The organism is Streptomyces sp. NBC_01260 (genome assembly GCF_036226405.1).
GTDB classification, from domain to species: domain Bacteria; phylum Actinomycetota; class Actinomycetes; order Streptomycetales; family Streptomycetaceae; genus Streptomyces; species Streptomyces laculatispora.
In genome coordinates, this window is sequence record NZ_CP108464.1 from 5,562,087 (window position 1) to 5,585,062 (window position 22,976).

A 22,976-nucleotide genomic window follows, 5' to 3' on the forward strand; every position below is an offset into this window, starting at 1 on the left:
ACGGTGGCCCGCGGAGGGGCGGCCGGCGGAGCGTAGATTCGGCCGTCCGGAAGACGGGGCGCGGGCGAGGGGCGGAGCGTATGAGGGCAGTGGTGTTCGAGGAGTTCGGGAAGGAAGCCCGGGTCCAGGACGTGGTGGATCCCAGCCCCTCCCGTCGGGGGGTGGTGGTCCGGGTGGAGGCGACCGGGCTGTGCCGCAGCGACTGGCACGGCTGGATGGGCCACGATCCAGACATCACCCTGCCGCACGTGCCCGGCCATGAACTGGCCGGTGTGGTCGAAGCGGTGGGGCAGGACGTGGTCAACCGGCGGCCGGGCGACCGGGTCACCGTGCCCTTCGTCTGCGCCTGCGGCCGCTGCTCCGCCTGCGCGGCCGGGGCCCAGCAGGTCTGCGAGCGGCAGACCCAGCCGGGATTCACCCACTGGGGCTCGTTCGCCGAGTACGTCGCGCTGGAACAGGCCGACGTCAATCTGGTTCCCGTCCCAGACGGGATGTCGTTCGGTACGGCCGCCGGTCTGGGCTGCCGGTTCGCCACGGCGTTCCGGGCCGTGGTGGCCCGGGGCCGGGTGGCGCCGGGCGAATGGGTCGCCGTGCACGGCTGCGGCGGGGTCGGGCTTTCGGCCGTGATGATCGCTGTGGCCTGCGGCGCCCGGGTCGTCGCGGTCGACGTCTCGCCCGACGCCCTTCGGCTGGCCCGGACGTTCGGGGCGGTGGAGTGCGTGGACGCCTCCGCATACCCCGGAGGCGCCGACGAGGCGGTACGTGAACTCACGGGCGGCGGGGCCCAGCTGTCCCTCGACGCCCTGGGGTCGCCGGTCACCTGCGCCGCCTCGGTCCGGAGCCTGCGCCGCCACGGGCGCCATGTGCAGGTCGGGCTGCTCCCGTCGGTGGCCGGTGACCCCGTCGTACCCATGGCGAGGGTGATCGGTCTGGAGCTGGAGCTCCTCGGCAGCCACGGCATGGCCGCGCACGCCTACCCGCCGATGATGGACATGGTCCGGTCCGGCAGCCTGCGCCCCGACCTGCTGGTGACCGCAACCATCGGGCTGGACGCGGCCCCGGCGGCGCTCGCGGCGATGGGCGCGGCACCGGGAGCCGGAGTGACGGTCATCGAACCCCCGCGCTGACCGCCCAGGACGGTGCCGGCAGGGGGAGGCCCCGCACGGCGGCGGGTGGGGGCCGATCGCCGTACGGGGCGGGGGTGAAGAGAACCGGGGTGAAGAGACGGGGAGGGTCGGGTCAGTCCCGGCGGCCCCGGTTGCCGGGGCGGGCGGTGACCCAGGCACGGATGGTGTCCGCGTACCAGTAGGGCTTCCCACCCTCCACATGATCCGGTGACGGAAGGAGACCGTGTTTGCGATAGGAGCGGACGGTGTCCGGCTGCACCCGGATGTGCGCGGCAATGTCCTTGTAGGACCAGAGCCTTCTGTCCGTCATAAGTGACACCTCTCTGCATCGCAGCGGCAGCCTGGGGGCCGTCGGGAGAGCTGCGGCACGGACGCTGACGATCACTCAGCCTGTGTCCGGTGAACGAGGACAGTGAGGGGCGGGGAGGGGCTGTCGAGCAGCTGTGACGAAAAACCCACGTAATGGAGATATGTGTGACGAGGGGGTGATCTCTGTGACGGAAGGAGTGCACCGGGGCGAAGGGGCTGTGTTCCCTTGGGGCGGGGGTGCCGCCCTCCATACCTCAGGTGTGCCTCAACTCCAGTGAGACCGGGGCCGACACCGGGCAAGATCAGTCCATGACTGGTTTCGGGAAGCAGAACATGGCCGTCCTCGTACTGCGCGAGGCGGACGACATCAGCACCATGCTCCGGCGGGCTCTGGACACCGCGTCCGCCGAGGAGCGCCCCGGCCTGGAAAGGGCCATTGCTCTCACCGCCGAGGCCGGCGCGGTTCCGGACGCGGAACTGCGCGGCCGCTGGGCCCTGCGACGGATGGCGTCGACCGGGTACGACGGGCCGCCCCGCGCCGTGGCCGCGGTCAAGGCACTGCGCACGGCCGAGCAGGGGCTGAGCCTGCTCCAGGCGGTGAACCTGTCGAAGGACGCGGAGGCCGTCCGGGCGGCGGATCCTGCTGCCCCGTAAACCGGAGGCAATGGCGGGCCGCGCTGCGCCAGACTGCGCCCGTGACCGCTGACGCGCCGCCGCCCCTGCCCCTGCCGCCGCCCCTGCCGACCGCACCCATCTCACCGCCCCCAACACCATCGCCCCCGTCCCCGCCGGGCTCGGCGCAGGCGCGCGCCCTGAGGCACGTGGCGTCCCTCTCCTCCGGGCGGCCGCTGGACCGCTCCGTACCGCTGACGCTGAACTTCCACCCGGACCGGATGGCGGGCGACCACCCGATCCTGGCCGGGCTCGCCCAGGACGGTGTCTACCGTTCGCAGTTCGTCACCGGCACCAGCAACGGCGGGCTGACGGCCTATCCGGGCGGTGACCGGTGGCGCTGGGAGAGCCGGATCTTCGGTGGCGCGTACGACAGCGTGCCCGGCGAGCAGCGGCCGGTGTACGGGGCGTTGAACTTCCGGCGTCAGGAGACCGGGGCGGCGCCGCGGTTCGGCTCGGCGCACTTCAGGCTGACCGCGCAGACGCTGGAGCGCGCCACCTTCTGCTACCCGGACAGCGCTGCCGAGCCCTCGGACTTCGGCGTCGCCGACCGGATGCACCTCATCGAACTGGCGGAGTCCGACAGCCAGGACGCGCTCGACGACTACATAGAGGCGCAGGTGCACGGCCCGGTCCTGCTCGACCGCCATCTGGAGGCGCTGGTCCTCGACCCGAGTTTCCGCGGCACCGCCGTGGAGGAGGCCGCACGAAGGCTGCCCTGCCGCACGGAATGGCACGGCGGATTCCGTCTGACCGTGGCGGAGCTGCGCCGTCATGCGGACTACCGGGGGCAGGAGTTCGTCGACCTCGGCGCGGAGATCTCCCGGGGCGGTCTGCTCGATCCCCGGATCATCGGGGACGCAGCCCGCACGGGCCGCTATGCGACGCAGTCACTGAAGAGGGTCTGGCATTGCCTGGCTCGTTTCGGCGCCCCGGCGCCCCGGCGCCCCGGCGCCCCTGCTCCCCGGCGCCCGGGAGCCTGGCCCGCCCGGGAGCCGGGGAGCAGGGGCGCGGTGCGGGGCGGCGGCCGACCCTGAATCAAACTGTCTGCCCGACTGTCTGCCCACAGCCTGACCGACCGTCGGACCGACGGACTGGCCGACCGGCGCCCGGCCGCCGCCGGCAATTGTTATGCGTGCCAGAGCGCTGACCAGGTGTTCGGGCCGACGAGGCCGTCCGGCAGCAGGGGCGGGTGATCGGCCTGGAAGCGCTGGACGGCGGCGAGGGTCTGCGTGTCGAACGTGCCGTTCACCGCCTTCCACGGCAGGTAACGCCGGTTGGCCAGCATGCACTGCACCTGGAAGACACGATCGCCCTGTTCACCGAAGGCGGTCGGCCCGTCGCCGTCGTAGAAGGCGCAGACGGGGCTGGAGCCGGGCGGCGGTGCGTTGTTCTCGTCGGCCGCGGCGCCGGGGGCCGCGGCGAGGGCGGTGGCCAGGGCGAGTGCGGCGAGGGCCGAGGCCCCGGCCGCCCGGTACGACGGCGGCGTCTTGCGGATCACGGTGAGTTGCTCCTCGTGGAGTGTGGGGGCGGCGCCGGGGCGCGGTGATGACCGCGCTCCGGCTCTCTCACCGAGGACAACACCGCATACTGCCGTCACGTCACGTGCGGGGCCGCCCGGTGTGTCAGGAGGGCTGCCCCGGGCTGCCGCAGGAGCGCAGGAACTCCCGGGTCCGGCGGGCGATCGGGAACGGTTTATCGGGCGGACACGGGTACATGTCCTGCTCGACGATCGCGAACAGGTCGACGTCCAGCCGGCGGGCGGCGTCCAGCACGGGTGCCAGGGCGGGCACCCCGCCCGGCGGTTCGCACATCACCCCGCGTGCCACGGCGGGTCCGAACGGCACCTCGTTCGCGACCACTTCGGCCAGAATCTCCGGGTCGACCTGCTTGAGGTGCAGATAGCCGATCCGTTCACCGTAGGTCTCGATCAGTTTGACGCTGTCGCCGCCGCAGTAGGCGTAGTGCCCGGTGTCGAGGCAGAGCGAGACCAGGGCGGGATCGGTGGCGTCGAGGAAGCGGCTGACGTTCTCCTCGCTGTCGATGTGGGTGTCGGCGTGCGGGTGGACGACGATGCGCAGGCCGTAGCGATCCTGCACCTCGCGCCCCAGCCGCTCCGTCTGGGTGGTGAGGTCACTCCACTGTTCCGCCGTGAGGGTGCGGTCCTCCAGCACCTCGCCCGTCTTGTCGTCGCGCCAGAACGACGGGATGACCACGAGATGGTCGGCGCCCATCGCCCGGGTGAGTTCCGCGATGTCGGCGACATGCGCCCAGGTCCGTTCCCAGACGCCCGGACCGTGGTGCAATCCGGTGAAAACGGTGCCTGCCGAAACGGTGAGCCCGCGGCTGCGGGTCTCGTCGGTGAGGCGGGCCGGGTCGGTCGGGAGGTAGCCGTAGGGGCCGAGCTCGATCCACTCGTAACCAGCGGTGGAGACCTCGTCGAGGAAGCGGTGCCAGGGCACCTGCTGGGGATCGTCGGGGAACCACACCCCCCAGGAGTCGGGCGCGGAGCCGATGCGGATGCGGGCCGGAGCGGATGCGGAGGTGGTCATGCGGTCCAGCCTCACGGCCCGGGAAGATGAGTGTCAAGCATTAGTCCGTATGTCCGGACCAATCATTGACAGTGTTCGGGGGAGGGGTTAGACCGGGGGCGACAGCTGAGTCCGCCAGCTGCCGCACCGGCCGTCGAAGGGACACAGATGCCTGAGCCGTACGACGTGATCACCATGGGCCGGATCGGAGTGGATCTCTACCCTCTGCAGACGGGCCTGCCGCTCGCCCGGGTGGACGCCTTCGGGAAGTTCCTCGGCGGTTCGCCCACCAACGTCGCCGTCGCGGCGGCCCGCCTCGGCCGGCGCGCCGCGGTGGTGACCCGGACGGGGCAGGACGCGTTCGGGGAGTACCTCCACCAGCAGCTGCGGGAGTTCGGGGTGGACGACCGATGGGTGACGGCCGTCGGCGAGTACCCGACCCCGGTCACCTTCTGCGAGATCTTCCCGCCCGACGACTTCCCGCTCTACTTCTACCGGCAGCCCAAGGCCCCGGACCTGGAGATCCACGCGTCGGAACTGGATCTGGAGGCCGTCGGGTCCGCCCGGGTCTTCTGGATGACCGGCACCGGACTCTGTGCCGAACCCAGCTGCTCGGCGACGCTCGCCGCGCTGCGGGCCAGGAACCGTTCGGGCATCACCGTCTTCGACCTCGACTGGCGCCCGATGTTCTGGGAAGCACCGCCGGACGCCACAACGGACGCCACGACAAACGGCTCACCGGACGCCGCAACGGACGGTCCGCCGGGCAGGTCTTCGGCGGGCACCGCAGCGGCCGGCCCGCCCCACCCCGTCGCCTCCGCCCGCTACCGCGAGGCACTCGCCCACGCCACCGTCGCCGTGGGCAACCTCGACGAGTGCGAGATCGCGACCGGCGAGCGCGAACCGTACGCCGCGGCACGCGCCCTCCTCGCCGCCGGGGTCGAGCTCGCCGTCGTCAAACAGGGCCCCGGGGGCGTCCTCGCGGTCCATCGCGACGGCACGGTGGCCGATGTCCCGCCGCTTCCCGTCGAGGTGGTCAACGGCCTGGGCGCCGGTGACGCGTTCGGCGGCGCGCTCTGCCACGGACTGCTCGCCGGCTGGGAGACCGCCCGCATCATGCGGTACGCCAACGCCGCGGGCGCCATCGTCGCCTCCAGGCTCGCCTGCTCCTCCGCGATGCCGTTCCCGCACGAGGTCGAGGAGGCCCTCGCCGCGGGCTCCGTCACCGCCACGCCCCCACGTCCCGGCGCCACCGCCCCCGGCATCTCCGCCCCCACCGAATCCGGAGCGGCCTCATGACGGCCCCGGCCTCCTCCGTCTCCGACCTCGTCCACCTGCGCATGCACCACCCGGAAGCCGTCGCCGAGGCCGCCGCCCGGCGTCGCAGACGGCCGCTCGTCGGCAGCGGCGGACGGCTGATGATCATCGCCGCCGACCATCCGGCCCGCGGCTCGCTCGCCGTCGGCGAGCGTGAACTCGCCATGGCCAACCGGTTCGAACTGCTGGAGCGGCTCTGTCTGGCGCTCTCCAGACCCGGCGTCGACGGAGTCCTCGCCACCGCCGACATCCTCGACGACCTGCTGCTCCTGGGCGCGCTGGAGGACAAGGTCGTCGTCGGCTCGATGAACCGGGGCGGGCTGGCGGGTGCCGCCTTCGAACTGGACGACCGGTTCACCGGCCACCGTCCCGAGGACCTCGCCCGGCTCGGCTTCGACGCGGGCAAGCTCCTGCTGCGGATCGACTACCACGACCCCGGCTCCCTCGACACGATGCACAGCACCGCCCGCGCGATCGACGCCATGGCCGCGCACCGGCTGCCGGTCTTCGTCGAACCGTTCCTCTGCCGCCGCACCGGCGGCAAGGTCCGCAACGACCTGAGCGCCGCGGCGGTGAGCACCTCCATCGCCATCGCCTCGGGACTCGCCGGCACCTCCGCGTACACCTGGCTCAAGGTCCCTGTCACCGAGAAGCCCGAGGACATGGCGCGGGTCATGGAGAGCTCCACGCTGCCCGCCGTGCTGCTGGGCGGTGAGGTGGGCGAGGACCAGGACGGCGCGTACGAGAGATGGCGCACCGCGCTGCGGCTGCCGACCGTCCGGGGGCTGGTGGTGGGGCGGTCGCTGCTCTACCCGTCCGACGGGGACGTGGGCGCCGCGGTCGACACGGCCGTGTCACTGCTCGAACCGGGCGGGACGGGCGGGCAAGGGGGTAGGGAAGGGACATGACCATGCACGGAGAACCGAGATTCCACGTGGCCGCCGGCAGTGCGGCGCGCGGTCCCTACGCCCTCGACATCGGTCCGGAACAGGCCGGCTGGGAACGGTCGAGCCTGCGTGTGGTGGAGCTCGAACCGGGAGGTGTTCACACACTTGTCACCGGGGAGAGCGAGTGGATCGTACTGCCGTTGACAGGTGCCTGTACGGTGCACACCTCAGATGAGATCTTTGAACTGCTGGGCCGGAAAAGCGTGTTCAGCGGGGTATCCGACTTCGCGTACGTACCGCGTGACGCCCATGCACAGATCGCCTCCGGCGCAGGCGGCCGCTTCGCCCTGGCAGGAGCGAAGTGCGAGCGACGACTCCCCGCTCGCTACGGCCCCGCGCCGGAGGTACCCGTCGAGCTGCGCGGCTCCGGCAACTGCTCCCGCCAGGTCAACAACTTCGCCGCCGCCGACGCCTTCGAGTGCGACCGGCTGATCGCCGTCGAGGTCCTCACCCCCGGGGGCAACTGGTCCTCCTACCCGCCGCACAAGCACGACGAGCACCACCCCGGCGAGGAGTCCGTCCTCGAAGAGATCTACTACTTCGAGGTCGCGGACGACGGCCTCGGCTACCACCGGGTGTCCCCGTCCCGTCCCGGCGGTACGGATGTCCTGGCCGAGGTCCGCAGCGGCGACGCGGTCCTCATCCCGGACGGGTGGCACGGCCCGTCCATCGCCGCGCCCGGCCGCACCCTGTACTACCTGAACGTGATGGCGGGCCCGGGGGAGGAGCGGCAGTGGCTGATCCGCGACCACCCCGACCACGGCTGGATCCGCGACACCTGGCCGTCTCAGCCCATGGACCCCAGGCTCCCGTTCTACGGACCGGAGGATCACGCGTGAGTACGCGCCGTCTCACCACCGCCCAGGCACTGGTGGACTTCCTCGCCGTGCAGTACACCGAACGCGACGGCAGCCGCCACCGGCTGATCGGCGCCACCTGGGGGATCTTCGGCCACGGCAATGTCGCGGGCGTCGGCCAGGCGCTCCTGGAGGCCGGGGCCGCCATGCCCTACCTCCAGGGCCGCAACGAGCAGGCCATGGTGCACGCTGCCGTCGGATACGCCCGCCAGTCCGGCCGGCTCTCCGCGCACGCCGTCACCACCTCCATCGGCCCGGGGGCCACCAATCTCGTCACCGGCGCGGCCCTCGCCACCATCAACCACCTGCCGGTGCTGCTGCTGCCCGGCGACACCTTCGCGACCCGCCCCGCCGATCCCGTGCTCCAGCAGCTGGAAGTCCCCTCCCAGGGCGACATCTCGGTCAACGACTGCCTGCGCCCCGTCTCCCGCTACTTCGACCGGATCAACCGCCCCGAGGCCCTGATCCCGGCGGCGCTGAGGGCCATGCGGGTCCTCACCGACCCGGCGGAGACCGGTGCGGTCACGCTGGCGCTGCCGCAGGACGTCCAGGCCGAGGCGTACGACTGGCCGGAGGAGTTCTTCGCGACACGCGTCTGGCACGTACGCCGGCCGGTCCCCGACCCGGATGAGCTCGACCGGGCGGTGCGGGCGGTACGGGCCGCCCGCCGGCCGCTGATCGTGGCAGGCGGCGGCGTCCACCACAGTGCGGCCGAGGAGGCCCTGGCCGCGTTCGCCACCGCCACCGGGATCCCTGTCGCCACCACCCAGGCGGGCAAGGGCTCCCTGCGCCACGACCACCCCGCCGACGTCGGCGGCATCGGCCACACCGGCACCGCGACCGCCGACGCCCTGGCGCGTACCGCCGACCTGGTGATCGGGGTCGGCACCCGCTACTCCGACTTCACCACCGCGTCCGCCACCCTCTTCGCGAACCCGGACGTGCGCTTCCTCAACCTCAACATCACCGGCTTCGACGCACACAAGCTCGGCGCACTCCCGCTCGTGGCCGACGCCCGCGCCTCGCTCGAAGCACTCACCGCCGCGCCCGCCCTGAGCCACCACCGGACGGACGCCGGGTACGAGAGCGGGTACACCGACGCCAAGGCCCGCTGGGAGCAGCGCGTCGACGCCGCCTACGCCGCCCCCGACCCGGACGCCCGCCCCACCCAGGCCCAGGTCCTCGGTCTCCTCGACGAGCTGGTCACCGACGACGACATCCTGATCAACGCGGCCGGTTCGCTCCCCGGTGACCTGCACAAACTCTGGCGGGCCCGGTCACCGCGGCAGTACCACGTCGAGTACGGCTACTCCTGCATGGGATACGAGATCCCCGCAGCGATCGGCGTCCAGCTGGCCGCCCCGGGCAGCCCGGTCTGGGCGCTCGTCGGCGACGGCACATACCTCATGAATCCCACCGAGATCGTCACCGCGGTCCAGGAGAACCTGCCCGTCAAACTGGTCGTCCTGCAGAACCACGGGTACGCGTCGATCGGCGGTCTCTCCGAGTCCGTGGGCGGCGAACGCTTCGGTACGGCCTACCGCCACCGGTCGGCCGACGGCGGTTTCACCGGCCCGCCGCTCCCCGTCGATCTCGCGGCGAACGCCGCCTCCCTCGGTATGCGGGTGCTGCGTGCCGGGACCGTCCGTGAGCTGCGGGAAGTCCTCGCCCTGGCGCGCGACCAGGACCGTCCCACTTGTGTCTACGTCGAGACCGAAACGGCAGACACAGTGTCGGGGCCCCCTCCGGCACAGGCGTGGTGGGATGTTCCCGTAGCCGAAACGGCCACTCGCCCGTCGGCGGCAAGAGCCCGGGAAGAGTACGAACGTCACGTCACCGACCGACGCAGCCACCTCTGAAGGAGTCACAGCATGAAGACCGTCAACCACTGGATCGGTGGCAAGACCGTCGAGGGCGCGTCGGGCAACTACGGCCCGGTCACCGACCCGGCCACCGGCGCCGTCACCACCCAGGTCGCGCTTGCCTCCCCGGACGAGGTCGACGCCGCGGTGGCCGCAGCGAAGGACGCGTACGCGACGTGGGGCACGTCGTCGCTGTCCGCCCGCACCGCGATCCTGTTCCGCTACCGCGCGCTGCTGGACGCCCACCGGGACGAGATCGCCGCGCTGATCACCGCCGAGCACGGCAAGGTGCACTCCGACGCGCTGGGCGAGGTGGCCCGCGGCCTGGAGATCGTCGAGCTGGCCTGCGGCATCACCACCCAGCTCAAGGGCGAGCTGTCGACCCAGGTGTCCAGCCGCGTGGACGTCTCCTCGATCCGTCAGTCGATCGGTGTCGTCGCCGGCATCACGCCGTTCAACTTCCCGGCCATGGTGCCGATGTGGATGTTCCCGCTCGCCATCGCCTGCGGCAACACGTTCGTGCTCAAGCCCAGCGAGAAGGACCCGTCGACCGCCAACCTGCTGGCCGAGCTGGCCTCCGAGGCCGGTCTGCCGGACGGTGTCCTGAACGTCCTGCACGGTGACAAGGTCGCCGTCGACGGTCTGCTCAACCACCCGGACGTCTCCGTCGTCTCGTTCGTCGGGTCCACCCCGATCGCCCGCTACATCCATGCCACGGCCTCCGCCACCGGTAAGCGCGTCCAGGCGCTCGGCGGTGCGAAGAACCACATGCTGGTCCTGCCGGACGCGGACCTCGACGCCGCGGCCGACGCCGCCGTCTCGGCCGCGTACGGCTCCGCCGGTGAGCGCTGCATGGCGATCTCCGCGGTCGTCGCGGTCGGTTCCATCGCCGACGACCTCGTCGCCCGGATCAAGGACCGCGCCGAGAAGATCAAGATCGGCCCCGGCAACGACCCGGCGTCCGAGATGGGCCCGCTGATCACCGCTGTCCACCGCGACAAGGTGGCCTCCTACGTCACCGGCGCCGCGGCCCAGGGCGCCGACGTCGTTCTCGACGGCACCGGTTACACGGTCGAGGGCTTCGAGGACGGCCACTGGATCGGCCTCTCCCTCCTCGACAACGTCTCGACCGACTCGGACGCGTACAAGGACGAGATCTTCGGCCCGGTCCTGTGCGTGCTGCGCGTCGACACGTACGAGGAGGGCGTCGCGCTGATGAACGCCTCGCCGTACGGCAACGGCACCGCGATCTTCACCCGCGACGGCGGCGCCGCCCGCCGCTTCCAGCTGGAGATCGAGGCCGGCATGGTCGGCATCAACGTCCCGATCCCGGTGCCGGTGGGCTACCACTCCTTCGGCGGCTGGAAGGACTCGCTCTTCGGCGACCACCACATCTACGGCAACGACGGAGTGCACTTCTACACCCGCGGCAAGGTCACCACCACCCGCTGGCCGGACCCGGCCGACGCCCCGGCCGGCGTGGACCTGGGCTTCCCCAGCAACCACTGATCCAGCAGATCCGACAGATCCAGCAGATCCAGCAGATCGAGCAGATCCGGTAGATCCGGCCGGGACCGTATTCCTGGTCTGGCCCAGGAACATCGGTCTGGCCCCGGAACATCCGTCCGGGCCCGGACAGAACTGCAGGGCCGCTCCCCCGGGGCGGCCCTGCAGTGGTTTCTGACCGGTCAGCGCTCCGCGCCGGCCGCTTCCTCGATCATCCGCTCCATGGGGACGACCGCGATCCTCCCCGAGACGGCGAACGCCACCACCATCGCGGCCACCAGGACCACCTGGCCGGCCCACACCATCGTCTCGACCGGCACGGTGTACGCCCCCACGGCGCGCCCCACGCACTCACCGAGCAGCGCCACACCCCACACCACCGAGAACCGTGCCTCGGCCCGCCGGAACGCGTCCGTCCCCGAAAGCCGCTGCCAGGCAGCGGTCTTGGCCGCCTCGCCCCGGGTCAGCCACGGCCGCAGCCCCGCCGACATCATCGGCCGCCCCCGCAGCGCGGACACCAGGACCACCAGCCCGATGGTGCTGCTCACCCCGCTGTCCTCGAGCAGCATCGGCCGCGGGTCACCCGCCACCAGGCTCAGCAGCAGCCCGACCGCGTTGACCGCCACCATCAGCGCCGCGAGAGCGTTGAGCCGCCGGTCCCGCGCCACACCCCACACGATCCAACCGTACCCAAGTGAAACGGTGAGGCCAGAGAGCTCCGTGATCTCGGACGCCGCGCCTGTCACGTTCCGGGCCTCGCCGCTGTTACCTGACGGACCGCCATGAATAGAGGGTTATCCGACTCCACCGAAGCCCTGACGATACGGTTCGCACCATCTTCGCCGCGCCCGGAAGTCTGCCTTTCGCCGACGCTTCGAAGTGCCCGTTCGGCGGTGGTCGGATGATCAAGGTGAAAGGATTCTTCCCTTTCTGCTCACAGGCTTACGCAGGGAAGTGGCGCCGGCTCCCGCCCCGAGGACAGCTCCGGTAGTCCTGCTCCGCACCCGTGTCGCAAAACACGAACCGGTAGGGTCCGTTCCTGCGGCGCCTGAGGTAGCGGCTTCTCTTGAGGGCGTACGCGAATTCCGCTGATGTCCGTAGCTGTGACGACAGTACGCCTCGGGCATTTCCACGCCCTCACGTGCCCCTCTTCCGGTGACGCAGAAATGCACCCTCAAATGTCCAGCGCTCATCGAACAGTTGAGGGTCGAGAAAGAGACTGCACCATTCCCTACAGGAGTAGGCCCCCTCGATGAAACCGAACATCAGTGGCGCGTTTCCATGGCGTGCCATTACCACCTGGCTCACGGCGGCCGGTGTTGCGGCAGCTGCGGCCATGGCCCTCACCCCAGTGCAGGCCCTTGCGGTCGGGAGCCCCGTCCCTCTGGGAACGGCGGACAGCTACGCGGTGCTGGCCGGCCAGTCGGTCACCAACACCGGTCCGTCCGTGATCACCGGAGACCTCGGTGTGAGCCCGGGAACCGCCGTCAGCGGCTTCCCGCCCGGGATCGTGAACGGAGCCACCCACTCGGCGGACGCCCCCGCGCTCCAGGCCCAGACGGACCTGACCACGGCGTACAACAACGCCGCAGGACAGGCCCCCGACTCCAGCATCGCCGGTGACCTCGGCGGTCTGACCTTGACTCCAGGTGTCTACAAGGCCTCCAGCTCGATCGGCCTCACCGGCACGCTCAGGCTGGACGCGCAGGGCGATCCCAACGCGGTGTGGATCTTCCAGGTCGGCTCGACGCTGACGACGGCCTCGGCCAGCCGTGTGCTGCTGGTCAACGGCGCGGCGCCGTGCAACGTGTTCTGGCAGATCGGCAGTTCCGCGACGCTCGGGACCGACACCACCTTCGTCGGCAACATCCTGGCGTTGACATCGATCGGAGCCAACACCGGGGCGTCGATCGACGGCCGGGCGCTGGCCCGCAACGGCTCCGTGACCCTGGATACCAACCGGATCACCCGCTCGACGTGCGCCAACGGCACCACGGGCGGAACCACGACCGGCACCACCACGGGCACCACGACCGGCACCACCACGGGCACCACGACCGGCACCACCACGGGCACCACGACCGGGGCCTTGGGTGGCGTCCTCGGTGGCGTCCTCACCGGCGGCACCACGTCGGGCACCACGTCGGGCACCACGACCGGGGCTTTGGGTGGCGTCCTCGGAGGGGTCCTGACCGGCGGTACCACCGGAGGGGGCCTGATCGCAGGGACCACCGGCGGCACGGGCAGCACCACGGTGGGCAACACCTCGGGGAACATCGCCGGGAACACGGGGGGGATCACCTCCGGGAACACGGCGGGGAACACCTCCGGGAACACCGCGGGGAACACGACCGGCGGCGGTAACGGCGGCCACCCGGGGAAGCCCACCGGGCACCCGAAGCCGCACCACCACGCCAAGCCCACCGGGCACCACCACGCCAAGCCTGCCGGGCACCCGAAGCCCCACCACCACACCAAGCCCTGCACGTGCAAGAAGCACCCGGCGAAGCACCCCAAGCCGGTCAAGCACCACCCCGCCAAGCACGAAAAGACGCACAACAAGAAGCACACCGAAGAACACACGAAGAAGCACGACAAGAAGTGCTCCTCGTACGAGGAATGCAAGGCCGCCAAGGTTTAGTTGAATCGCAAGCCGCCCGGCGCGCAGTACATCCTTCTGCGCGCCGGGCGACCGTGCTCACCAGCCCCCGAAGACGCGAAAACCATGAGTCCCTAAGACCATGAAATACGGAACCCCATGAGCATCAAAGATTCCTGCTACGGAACAACGCCGGGCGCGAAAGGTGACAAGGGCGGAGAGGATCCGCAGATCACGAGAGAAGAAACCGGCGCACCGGAGATGATCACGGAGACTCCAAGGCGCACCAGAATCCTGAAGACGATTACCGCCGTCGCCACGCTATTTCTTCTGGCGGTCTCGCTGACCCACGTCCTTGTCGTATTTCTGCACGTGGCCCCGGCCAACAGCGTCTCGCAGCGCTACAACAAGCAGATCAATGCCTGGGTCTACCCCTTGTTCGAGCAGAACTGGCGTCTCTTCGCACCCAACCCCGAATCGGTCAACTACCGGATCTCGGCACGGACCATGCGGACGTCCGCAGACGGCACCCAGCAGGTCAGCGACTGGTTCGACCTGTCCGCCGTGGATGAATCCGCCGTCCGGCACAGTGTCTTTCCGAGCCATACGGAGCAGAACATGCTGCGCCGGGCGTGGTCCTCGTACCTCGAACTGCACGGCGGGGACGACCAGCCCCACTCGCGCCGTGCCTGGATGATGCAGCAGTACCTGAGCAACATCTCGGCCCAGCGCGTCGCCGCGCACCGGCACGGCTCGTTCGAGGACATCCAGCTACGGGTCACCGTGCGCCCCGTACCGACGTCCGCAGGGGGAGCAGGTTCTCGGCCCGCTGCCGCCCCCGCGCCGGACAACATCCGGTACCTGCCCTGGTGGAAGGCGACGTGGAAGGTGGCCCCGTATGCCGGCTGAACAGGGACTGCAGGCTCCGCGTACACCGGATCCGTACCCTTCTTCTCCGCCACCGGTCGACGCCGGCCGGCGGGTACGTGGGCAGGCGAGTGTCCTGCGCACAATGAACGCCCTGCGCACCGCCGTGACCGAGCAGCCCCGCTCGCTCCACGCGACCGCGGCACTGCGCATCGGGTACGGGTTCCTCTACCTCGCCTTCCTGTTGCGGGAGTTCCCGCACCGGGACGAGATCTGGGGGCCCGGCTCCCCCTGGACACCCGCGCTGGCCGGTGAACTCTTCAACCAGACCGGCTGGTCCAGCGTCCTCACACTGTCCGACAGCCGGCCGTACTTCGAGGTCTGCTACCTCCTCGCCGTGGTGACGTCCGCACTCTTCCTGCTGGGATGGCGAACCCGGGTCGTGTCCGTGGTCTTCGCGGTCGTCGTGGCGTCCTTCCACGCGCGTTCGATCTTCATGACGGACGGTGGGGACAACCTCATCCTCCTCATGGCCCTCTACCTTTGTTTCACCGCCTGTGGACGCCGTTGGTCCCTCGACGCCCGCCGGGCCGGGAAACGGGGAACGCCGAAGGCGGTTGCCGCCCCGACGCGGCGCCCCGTACCGGGCCTGTTGCGCGATCTCGACCTCGCGCGGCGGCAGTTGGCGACGGTGCTGCACAACTGCGCCCTGTTCGTCATCGCGGCCCAGGTCTGCCTGCTGTACGGATCCGCCGGGCTGTACAAGGTCCAGGGCAGCCTCTGGGGCAACGGAACCGCGATCCACTACGTACTCAACCTCGACCTGTTCCGGCCGTGGCCGACGCTCTCCGTCCTGGTGGACCGGCTTCCGATGCTGATCGCCGTCGCCAGCTACCTGACCGTCCTGCTTCAGGTGGCCTTCCCGTTCGTACTGTTCAGCCGGGTCAAGTACGTCGTGCTGCCCCTGCTCATCGGCATGCATGTGGGCATCGCCGTGCTCATGGGCCTGCCGCTCTTCTCCGGCGCCATGGTCGTCGCCGACGCCGTGTTCCTTCCCGACCGGTTCTACGGGTTCCTCGGGCGGGGGCTGAGCCGCACGTTCCGGCGGGCCGATCCGGTAGCCGCACCGACCGCTGACGCGCCGTCCACTTCCGTTCCGCAGCCGCGCCCGGAGGACAGTCACCCCGAGCACCGCCCCCGCAAACCGGTACTCGCCCTCGAAGGGGCGGACGAGCATCCTTGACCGGACCTCGCCGACCAGCGCGGCAGCACCCATCGCGCACCAGCCACCGCCGGTACGGGGTCGAACGGGCACGTCTGGACCGCGGCCGCGCAGAGAAGTTGCGCAAGCACGGCGCGCTCGCGGTCTCGGCGCTGCCCGCGTCCGGCCGGGAGCGCAAGGGGTGAGGTGACCGGTCATACGTCCTTGTTTCGCTCCGGGTGCTCCGTCCGACCCGGGAGCGCAAGAGGTCCACCTACAGCCCGAGGTGGCCACGAAGATGACCGCGGCCAGAACTTCACGGTCACCAGCCCAACGTCGGCCCCCGCCCTGCGGACGCCTCACCTCCGGGGGCGACACCACCCGCCGGAACAACACCCACAAGCCACCCGGCACCAACCGCTCACCAGATCCGTCATGCACAGCTCAATGAGCGATCACGCCATAAGAAGCGACGTCTCAGAGGCCACCAGTCGACGCCGGAGCAATAGATTTCCTTCAGCCCAACATGGCACGAATTCGATGCTCTTGTCTGACCATGTCGCATGCTCCGCCTATCAGTACTTGGGCCCACAGGCGGTGGTGTTCGCAGGGTCGCAATCGCCGCTGTCGTCCGGCGGGCAGGCGCTCCGGGCAGGCAGCGGAATCCGCGCCGCGAGGTCAGCCCAAGCCTCTCCGCCGAGCAGTTCCGCTAACCGGTTGTCGCGTACGTTCCCCGCCGGGAAGTCCCGTGCCGGCACGCACCCTGCAAGATCACCGTTCGGAAGGACGGCGTCACGCCCGCGTGTGCACCTCCCGCACACCTCATCCAGCGTCGGCGACTGCCCCGGCAACAGCGCCCGGCCGACCGCCCGCGCCCTGTCCACGTTGATCCGGGTCACGCCCATGAATCGCAGTTCGGCACACGCTTCGGCGACACGTTGCCCCCCGGTGGTTGTGTCAGCAGGTGAGGCGGGGGGCGTCGCACGGTGACGGTGTAGGCGTGCCCGCCGGCCAAAAGCAGGCGGGCGGGCACGCACAATGAGCGTTGGGGAACGGTAGGCCATGAGTCAGAGCGGTTCGCAAGCGGCGGCATTTTTCGGAGACGTCCGCCAAAGTGGAGTGGTCTGGCTTGTCCGGGATGACGACGGAAGCCCCACGCACCTCACTGTGGACGGCACGCGAAGTCTTCCCTTCTGGTCGACCTCGGCCCGTGCCCAGAGGGCGGCGAAGATCTGGGGGCGTGGGCTCCGCGTTGAGTCCATGCCCTTGGATACCTGGTGCGATGGCGTACTGCCCAATGCCGACCGGGATGGACTCGTGATCGGCATCAACTGGAGCGGGCCACGCCTGGTCGGCTGGAGCTTCACCGCCGAGGAAGCCCTTAGCCCACGCCATCGGTCGCCAGGGTGCCCAGTCGCCGCCAGTAGATGAGCGCGCATCCGAGGGTGACCTGCCACGGCTTCGGCCTGGCCACCTCGCACCGCCGGTTCAACGGTTCCGGAGTGATCCGACTACCTCGAAGATCATTTCGTCAGGAGTTCTAAAGGCTGTGGACACGGCTTGACATGGGTCATCAAGCGACGTTCACAGCCGACAAGAAGCGTGTCTGAAGACTGGTCTGCATCAACTCCGCTGGGTAGGCCGACCGAAACACGGATCATGAAGGCGTGACGAAACCGACGAAGAAGGCCGCCCCGGTCGAGCGACAAGATCTTGAGCCGAAGCTCTCCGCGTACCAACAGGCCCTGCGGGAACGGCTCCTCGCCGCTCCTGTGATGTCGGCGCCCGAACCCTGGCGGCCCGTCTTCGAGTGCGAGTACGGCGTCCCTGTCGGCGGACTTCTCGGGATCGGTTTCGCGGCGCACCCTGAGGGCGGCCATGACCTGGTGATGGTCGTCTCTCACGACGGTCACGGACTCTTCGACGCCGTCACCGGGGAGAAGATCGCCAGGGATCGCGACCCCGACCCAGAGGACAGCACCCCCGACGCGGTTGCCGACCTTTCCTGTCCCGGGCTGGGGCCGCTCAGTCGTATACGCGTGCGCATTGCGGGGCTTTTCGGCGGAGGACTGCACACCACCACCGCGGACGGCTGGACTCTGGAGGTCGTCACCCCGGCCTGGCCGAACGACCGTGTCCTGCTCTCTGCCGACGGCGGACTCCCCCACTCCGGTCCCCACGGAGAGAAGTGGTGGCATATCTTCCACTCCACATACTCGGAACTTCGAGCCTTCGGCTTCTCTCCCTCCGGGGAAACCATCGCCGTCGCGACGAGCAGTGATGTATCTCTGTGGACCCGCCGCCCTGAGCACCGCAACGGCAGCGACGCTCAGCGCTGACCAGCCCGCGACGCGGGCCCGCAACCACACGGAGCAAAAGGGTGTGTGAACGCGGCTTGGAGGGTCAGGAGACCGTCCTGGCGGTCGAGATCACCCGCGAGGGCTTCGACTGGGCGCTCTCGAACGCCGAACTCTCGCACTACGAACGGGGTGTGCACTCCGATCTCGCCACCTGGCAGCGCACCCTGCGCCGCGCCCCGGCGCGCGTCCAGTGGGACCCCGAGCGTGATCTGCACCTGAACCGGCTGCCGTACCGCTCCCTCCAGCTCGGCCTCGCGGGTGAGGCGGCGCGGCGTTACGCGGACGAGTGGACGGTGTCCGTCCGCGACGTCACCCCGCTGGCCCGGGAGATCCACGAGCTGGTCCGGGCGGGCCGCAACGACACGGCGGCCCGGCTCCTGCCGGAGGAGTCGCCGTACGCCGCACCCGTCGCACCGACCGTCCTCGGGTCGACACGAGCGGGCTGCTGACCGGACCGTGAATCCCTCGAGGGGGTCCGAGGGCGGCTTCTCCATGCCGAGGTCATGGGATGGAGACCCTGCGAAAACGCCTTGACCGCTCGTTCCGGCCCCCTGGTAGGAAGATCACTGCCGGTGCGTTGCACCGGCTCACAGCGGCACATGAGCACGGAGGAACCAGATGAACAAGCGCATCCTCGTTCGCATGGGCGCCACGGTGGTGACGGCTCTGGGGCTCACCCTCACCGCGGGTGCCGGCACGTCCAGCGCCGCGGCCAAGCCCAATACGGTCGACTACTTCTACGCGGGCGGCAAGAAGGTGGCCGGGGTCGTGTTCGAGCCGCGCGACTCGGCGAAGGACGCCGAGCGGGTGGACGTCGACGACCTGCGCGCGGACAACCACTACATCTGGACCGAGGTCTACGACGTCACCGCGGAGAAGAAGAAGGGCACCTGCCAGACGAGCACGTTCAAGTCCTGCGCGTTCAGCATCCCCGAGGGCCACAAGGTCCGGATCAACGTGTACCGGATGAACTCGAAGGACGTCGAGTTCCTCGACGAGGTGCACACCAAGAGCGGCAAGCTGCCCACGGCGTAGCCCGCGCGGAGAACGGATACCGCGACGGCGCGACGCGATGACCCGGACGTTGGGGACGTGCCGGACGTCCGCGCCGGTGCGGTGGGCCGGGCCGTGCGGCGGGCATACCGCAGGCGGAGTACGCCCGCGGAGCGCCGTACGCCCTGAGGAGGCCGGGTACCTCCCCCTGGCGGCTGCGTGGACGGGGTGTTGGCCCGCTTAGGCTCAACACATGGAGACCCCTCACGCGCGTACGTCCCGGTGGCGGCGCCTGCTGCCCCGCAGCCGCGGCCGGTGGGCCGCCGGCATCGCCGCACTCGTCGTGCTGGCCGGGGCGGGCACCTGGACCGCCGCGGCCGACGACAGCGCACCGGCCGTGCACCGTCAGGACCGGATGATGCGCATCGACGGGGTGTCCATCGACACCTCGTACTTCACCACCGGCGGCTCGCAGCGCCGGCCCGCGGTGCTGATCGGGCACGGTTTCGGCGGCAGCAAGGCCGACAACCGGGCGCAGGCCCAGCAGTTGGCGGCGGACGGGTACGCGGTGCTGACCTGGTCCGCCCGCGGCTTCGGCCGGTCCGGCGGGAAGACCTCGCTCAACGCACCCGGCGCCGAGGTGAAGGACGTCTCCCGGCTGATCGACTGGCTGGCGGACCGGCCCGAGGTACAGCTCGACGCCGCGGGCGATCCGAGGGTCGGGGTCACGGGCGCCTCCTACGGCGGAGCGGTCTCGCTCCTGGCCGCCGGGTACGACCGGCGCGTCGATGCCATCGCCCCGGAGATGACGTACTGGAACCTCGCCGACGCGCTGTTCCCCGACGGGGTGTTCAAGAAGCTCTGGTCCGGGCTCTTCGTCACCACCGGCGGCGGCTGCGAGAACTTCGAGAAGCAGCTCTGCGCGATGTACGAGAGGGTCGCCGTCAACGGGAAACCGGACGCCGCCGCCCGTGCGCTGCTCACCGAGCGGTCGCCGAGCGCCGTGGCCGACCGCATCAAGGTGCCCGCGCTGATCATGCAGGGGCAGACCGACTCCCTCTTCCCGCTCGATCAGGCCGACGCCATGGCCAAGGCCGTCAAGGCGAACGGTGCGCCCGTCGCCGTCGACTGGGTCGCCGGCGGCCACGACGGCGGCGACAAGGAGTCCCACCGGGTGCGGCAGCGGGTCACCCACTGGTTCGACCGCTACCTGAAGGGCGACAAGGGCGCCGACACCGGCCCCGCCTTCCGCGTCACCCGGACCGGAGGCATCGACTCCACCGACGGGGCCGCCCTCACCCGCGGCGCGAGCGGCGACACCTACCCCGGGCTGAACAGCGGGGGAGTACCGGTCCGGCTGCGAGGCGGGACGCAGACGTTCAACAACCCCGCCGGGGCCGGCCCGCCCGCCATCTCCGCCGTTCCCGGCACCGGCGGCGGTCTCGCCCAGCTGTCCACCCTCGGCGTCGGGCTCTCCGTCGACTTCCCCGGGCAGAACGCCCGCTTCGAATCCGCCCCGCTGAAGACCGCGCGGCGCATCACCGGCTCGCCGACCGTGCGCGTGAACGTGAAGGCGGGGAAGGGCGACGCGGTGCTGTTCGGCAAGGTGTACGACGTGTCGCCGGACGGCAAGCAGCAGGTGCTGCCCTCCCAGCTCGTCGCCCCCTACCGGATCACCCCCGAGCAGCAGGGCAGGCCCCTGGAGCTGACACTGCCCGCGGTCGACCACGAACTCGACTCCGGACACCGGCTCCGGCTCGTGCTGGCCGCCACCGACCTCGGCTACGCGTCCCCGGCCGCGCCGACCACGTACACCGTCTCCCTCGACGGCCCGCTCACCATCCCCACCGCACCCGGCCTCACGACCGCCTCGGCCGCCCTGCCCTGGTGGACCTGGGGGCTCCCGGCCGCCGCCGTCGTGATCGCCGCCGCCCTGCTGCTCACCATGCGGCGCCGGACCGCCACCCCCGCCCCGGACCCCGCACTCACCGACGTACCGCTCCAGATCACCGGCCTGTCGAAGAAGTACGCGAAGTCCGCCGACCGGTACGCGGTCCGGGAGCTGTCCTTCCGGGTCGAGAAGGGCCAGGTGCTCGGGCTGCTGGGCCCCAACGGCGCGGGGAAGACCACCACGCTGCGCATGCTGATGGGGCTCATCACACCCGACGACGGAGAGATCCGGGTCTTCGGGAGGGCCATCCGGCCCGGGGCGCCCGTGCTGTCACGCGTCGGGTCCTTCGTCGAGGGCGCCGGATTCCTGCCGCACCTGTCCGGCCGCGCCAACCTGGAACTGTACTGGCAGGCCACCGGGCGGCCCGCCGCGGACTCGTACATCGAGGAGGCCCTGAAGATCGCCGGGCTCGGCGACGCACTGGCCCGAGCGGTCCGCACCTACTCGCAGGGCATGCGGCAGCGGCTCGCCATCGCCCAGGCCATGCTGGGAATGCCGGACCTCCTCATCCTCGACGAACCGACCAACGGCCTCGACCCGCCGCAGATCCGCGAGATGCGCGACGTGATGATCCGGTACGCGGCCGGCGGCCGGACCGTCATCGTCTCCAGCCACCTCCTGTCCGAGGTCGAACAGTCCTGCACCCACCTGGTGGTCATGGACCGGGGCAGGCTCGTCCAGGCGGGCCCGGTCGCCGAGATCACCGGCTCGGGCGACATGCTGCTCGTCACCACGGCGGAGGAGCTCACCGAACCCCTCGTGGAGAAGACCGCCGCGCTCCCGGGCATCGGCTCCGCCGTCCGCACGGACGACGGGCACGGGCTCCTGGTCCGGCTCGACGGGGCGACGTCCGCACAGCTGATCGCCGAACTGGTCCGGCTGGACGTGCCGGTGACCGGTGCCGGGCCGCACCGCCGCCTGGAGGACGCGTTCCTCACCCTGATCTCCGGAGGCTCCGCATGAGTACCGCAGCCGAAGTCACCGAGGCCCCGGAAGCCCCCGGATACCGCGCCCGGCGCACCCTCCCCCTGCGCGTGGAGGCCGCACGGCAGCTGCGCAGGCGGCGCACCCTGCTCATGGGCGGGGTGCTGGGCGCGCTGCCGTTCATCCTGATCATCGCGTTCGCGATCGGCGGCACCCCGGACGGCGGGCCCGGCGGCGGTGGCCGGCTCACCCTGATGGACACCGCGACCGCGTCCGCCGCGAACTTCGCCGCGACCTGTCTGTTCGTCTCGGCCGGATTCCTGCTCGTGGTCCCGGTGGCGCTGTTCTGCGGCGACACCGTGGCCTCCGAGGCCAGTTGGTCCTCGCTGCGCTATCTGCTGGCGGCGCCCGTGCCCCGGGCGCGGCTGCTGTGGAGCAAGCTCGTCGTGGCGCTCGGTTTCAGCCTGGCCGCGATGGTGCTGCTGCCGCTCGTCGCGCTGGCCGCGGGAGCCGCCGCGTACGGCTGGGGGCCGCTCGAACTGCCCACCGGCGGCGCGCTCGCGACCGAGGACACCGTGCCGCGGCTCGCGCTCGTCGTCGCGTTCATCTTCGTCTCCCAACTCGTCACCGCCGGGCTCGCGTTCTGGCTGTCGACCAGGACGGACGCCCCGCTGGGCGCGGTCGGCGGCGCGGTCGGGCTGACCATCGTCGGCAATGTGCTGGACGCCGTCACCGCGCTCGGCTCCTGGCGCGACTTCCTGCCCGCCCACTGGCAGTTCGCCTGGGCGGACGCGCTCCAGCCCGACCTGGAGTGGGGCGGCATGGTGAAGGGCGCGGCGGTCTCGGTGACGTATGCCCTGATCCTGTTCGCCTTCGCCTTCCGAGGGTTCAGCCGTAAGGACATCGTGTCCTGACCCTGATGTTCCGCTGAACTCCCGCCCACCGTTGCCGCA

19 protein-coding genes and 3 pseudogenes are annotated in these 22,976 nt (G+C 70.6%); 17 read left to right on the plus strand and 5 right to left on the minus strand.

The window, feature by feature from the left end:
• Positions 1–80 precede the first annotated feature (80 nt).
• Positions 81–1,127 carry a zinc-dependent alcohol dehydrogenase family protein gene (locus OG322_RS24720; RefSeq protein WP_123471192.1) on the plus strand — a complete coding sequence of 349 codons (1,047 nt, stop codon included), beginning with the start codon at positions 81–83 and terminating at the stop codon, positions 1,125–1,127.
• Positions 1,128–1,239: 112 nt separating this feature from the next.
• Here the strand turns inward: OG322_RS24720 and OG322_RS24725 are convergent, their stop codons facing one another.
• Positions 1,240–1,437 carry a helix-turn-helix transcriptional regulator gene (locus tag OG322_RS24725; RefSeq protein ID WP_123471191.1) on the minus strand — a complete coding sequence of 66 codons (198 nt, stop codon included), beginning with the start codon at positions 1,435–1,437 and terminating at the stop codon, positions 1,240–1,242.
• Between the two features lie 308 nt (positions 1,438–1,745).
• On the opposite strand from OG322_RS24725, the gene OG322_RS24730 reads away from it, so the two are divergent.
• Both OG322_RS24730 and OG322_RS24735 read left to right on the plus strand, forming a co-directional pair.
• Positions 1,746–2,090 (plus strand): hypothetical protein, encoded by a 345-nt coding sequence (locus OG322_RS24730; protein WP_123471190.1) that lies wholly within the window; start codon positions 1,746–1,748, stop codon positions 2,088–2,090.
• Between the two features lie 167 nt (positions 2,091–2,257).
• The gene (locus OG322_RS24735) at positions 2,258–3,145 is read left to right on the plus strand and encodes a DUF3626 domain-containing protein (protein WP_329307764.1); all 888 of its coding nucleotides are present in this window, start codon (positions 2,258–2,260) and stop codon (positions 3,143–3,145) included.
• Positions 3,146–3,237: 92 nt separating this feature from the next.
• On the opposite strand, the gene OG322_RS24740 is transcribed toward OG322_RS24735, so the two are convergent.
• Positions 3,238–3,609: a peptidoglycan-binding domain-containing protein gene (locus OG322_RS24740; protein ID WP_241199968.1), complete on the minus strand. Its 372-nt coding sequence runs from the start codon at positions 3,607–3,609 to the stop codon at positions 3,238–3,240.
• A 124-nt stretch (positions 3,610–3,733) separates the two neighbouring features.
• Positions 3,734–4,660 (minus strand): sugar phosphate isomerase/epimerase family protein, encoded by a 927-nt coding sequence (locus OG322_RS24745; protein ID WP_123471504.1) that lies wholly within the window; start codon positions 4,658–4,660, stop codon positions 3,734–3,736.
• A 147-nt stretch (positions 4,661–4,807) separates the two neighbouring features.
• Here OG322_RS24745 and iolC point away from each other — a divergent pair, with 147 nt between their 5' ends.
• From iolC to OG322_RS24770, 5 genes are read left to right on the plus strand one after another with little or no spacing between them, the layout of a single operon-like run.
• Positions 4,808–5,938, plus strand: a complete 1,131-nt coding sequence (gene iolC / locus OG322_RS24750) for a 5-dehydro-2-deoxygluconokinase (RefSeq protein ID WP_124284047.1) — start codon at positions 4,808–4,810, stop codon at positions 5,936–5,938.
• The gene (locus OG322_RS24755) at positions 5,935–6,864 is read left to right on the plus strand and encodes a Cgl0159 family (beta/alpha)8-fold protein (RefSeq protein ID WP_124284046.1); all 930 of its coding nucleotides are present in this window, start codon (positions 5,935–5,937) and stop codon (positions 6,862–6,864) included. The genes iolC and OG322_RS24755 overlap by 4 nt, the downstream gene beginning before the upstream one ends.
• Positions 6,861–7,742, plus strand: a complete 882-nt coding sequence (gene iolB / locus OG322_RS24760) for a 5-deoxy-glucuronate isomerase (protein ID WP_124284045.1) — start codon at positions 6,861–6,863, stop codon at positions 7,740–7,742. Before OG322_RS24755 ends, iolB begins: the two co-directional genes overlap by 4 nt.
• On the plus strand, positions 7,739–9,619 hold the full coding sequence (iolD, locus tag OG322_RS24765) for a 3D-(3,5/4)-trihydroxycyclohexane-1,2-dione acylhydrolase (decyclizing) (RefSeq protein WP_329306946.1): 1,881 nt from the start codon (positions 7,739–7,741) through the stop codon (positions 9,617–9,619). Before iolB ends, iolD begins: the two co-directional genes overlap by 4 nt.
• 12 nt (positions 9,620–9,631) lie before the next feature.
• Entirely contained in the window at positions 9,632–11,131 is a 1,500-nt protein-coding gene (locus OG322_RS24770; RefSeq protein WP_123471186.1) for a CoA-acylating methylmalonate-semialdehyde dehydrogenase, read from the plus strand.
• 179 nt (positions 11,132–11,310) lie between these two features.
• Here the strand turns inward: OG322_RS24770 and OG322_RS24775 are convergent.
• Positions 11,311–11,805, minus strand: a pseudogene (locus OG322_RS24775) (VC0807 family protein); the annotation flags it as partial.
• Between the two features lie 659 nt (positions 11,806–12,464).
• Between OG322_RS24775 and OG322_RS24780 the strand changes: the two are divergent.
• From OG322_RS24780 to OG322_RS24790, 3 genes are all read left to right on the plus strand, one after another.
• The gene (locus OG322_RS24780; RefSeq protein ID WP_329306947.1) at positions 12,465–13,769 is read left to right on the plus strand and encodes an ice-binding family protein; all 1,305 of its coding nucleotides are present in this window, start codon (positions 12,465–12,467) and stop codon (positions 13,767–13,769) included.
• 117 nt (positions 13,770–13,886) lie between these two features.
• Complete coding sequence (locus OG322_RS24785; protein ID WP_260147594.1) at positions 13,887–14,636, plus strand: DUF5819 family protein; 750 nt, start codon at positions 13,887–13,889, stop codon at positions 14,634–14,636.
• A gap of 103 nt (positions 14,637–14,739) precedes the next feature.
• Complete coding sequence (locus OG322_RS24790) at positions 14,740–15,837, plus strand: HTTM domain-containing protein (RefSeq protein WP_123471184.1); 1,098 nt, start codon at positions 14,740–14,742, stop codon at positions 15,835–15,837.
• 210 nt (positions 15,838–16,047) lie between these two features.
• Here the strand turns inward: OG322_RS24790 and OG322_RS41620 are convergent.
• Positions 16,048–16,236 (minus strand): annotated as a pseudogene (locus OG322_RS41620) (hypothetical protein); the annotation flags it as partial.
• Between the two features lie 621 nt (positions 16,237–16,857).
• On the opposite strand from OG322_RS41620, the gene OG322_RS24800 reads away from it, so the two are divergent.
• The 6 genes and pseudogenes from OG322_RS24800 to OG322_RS24825 all read left to right on the plus strand — a co-directional run bounded on the left by OG322_RS24800 (position 16,858) and on the right by OG322_RS24825 (position 22,937).
• The gene (locus OG322_RS24800; protein WP_124284041.1) at positions 16,858–17,226 is read left to right on the plus strand and encodes a DUF2750 domain-containing protein; all 369 of its coding nucleotides are present in this window, start codon (positions 16,858–16,860) and stop codon (positions 17,224–17,226) included.
• Positions 17,227–17,462: 236 nt separating this feature from the next.
• A complete protein-coding gene (locus OG322_RS24805) occupies positions 17,463–18,134 on the plus strand; it encodes a hypothetical protein (protein WP_185095717.1) in 672 nt (223 codons plus the stop codon).
• A 59-nt stretch (positions 18,135–18,193) separates the two neighbouring features.
• Positions 18,194–18,604, plus strand: a pseudogene (locus tag OG322_RS24810) (DUF4291 family protein); the annotation flags it as partial.
• Positions 18,605–18,773: 169 nt separating this feature from the next.
• Positions 18,774–19,190, plus strand: coding sequence for a hypothetical protein (locus OG322_RS24815; RefSeq protein ID WP_123471182.1), 417 nt, complete (start codon positions 18,774–18,776; stop codon positions 19,188–19,190).
• A 211-nt stretch (positions 19,191–19,401) separates the two neighbouring features.
• Complete coding sequence (locus OG322_RS24820; protein ID WP_329306948.1) at positions 19,402–22,062, plus strand: alpha/beta fold hydrolase; 2,661 nt, start codon at positions 19,402–19,404, stop codon at positions 22,060–22,062.
• Positions 22,059–22,937, plus strand: a complete 879-nt coding sequence (locus OG322_RS24825; RefSeq protein WP_123471179.1) for an ABC transporter permease — start codon at positions 22,059–22,061, stop codon at positions 22,935–22,937. Before OG322_RS24820 ends, OG322_RS24825 begins: the two co-directional genes overlap by 4 nt.
• Positions 22,938–22,976: the final 39 nt, after the last annotated feature.